The 678-nt window shown below is 78.5% G+C and carries 1 pseudogene; it reads right to left on the bottom strand.

Annotated elements, in window-relative coordinates:
- A pseudogene (locus AXW62_RS39795) lies at positions 1–600 on the bottom strand (histidine kinase); the annotation flags it as partial.
- Positions 601–678: the final 78 nt, after the last annotated feature.

The following is a 678-nucleotide window of genomic DNA, read 5'->3' on the forward strand; positions in this document are numbered from 1 at the left end:
CCGAGCAGCCACCGGCGCCCAGCGGGCCAGCAGCGCCCCGGCGCCCGCGGCGATCCCCATGACGACGGCCAGCAGCAGCAGCCCGACCACGGGCGCCAGCGCGGTGGGGGCCGCGCCGAAGCCGTACGGCCAGCCCAGGTCGTCGGCGCGGGAGGCGTCGGTGAACGGCAGGGCGACCAGCAGCGCCGCGGCGGGCAGCAGGGACAGGATGAGCGCGCTGACCAGCCCGCCGGTGGTCAGGTGCAGCGCGTACCAGAGCGAGGTACGGCTGCGCGCGTCCCATGACCCGGCGGGCCCGGTCGCCAGCTCGGCGGACTCCGGGAGCCCGCACAGCGAGCGCGCGGCGGTGGCCTCCAGGGGGCGGACGAGCGGGAAGAGCGCGGTCAGCGCGGCCAGCGGCAGGGCCGAGGCGAAGGTGGCCAGCTGCCACCGCAGGGAGGTGAAGGGCTCGGCGCCCCGGACCAGCGAGGCGAAGACGACGGTGGTCAGCAGGTAGTACGGCATCAGCAGGGCGCCGCCGAGCACCAGATGGACCCAGCGCAGCTGGGCGCGGCGGCCGAGCGCGGCGCGGACGGCCCGCCGCCACCACGCCCCGGTCACGCGGCCCGGCACTCTGCTGCGCGCCCGGCGGAGCCGCGCCCACCGAAGAGGTGCCCGGCGGAGCCGCGTTCCCCGAGG

The organism is Streptomyces hygroscopicus subsp. hygroscopicus (genome assembly GCF_001553455.1).
Taxonomy (GTDB): Bacteria; Actinomycetota; Actinomycetes; order Streptomycetales; family Streptomycetaceae; genus Streptomyces; species Streptomyces hygroscopicus.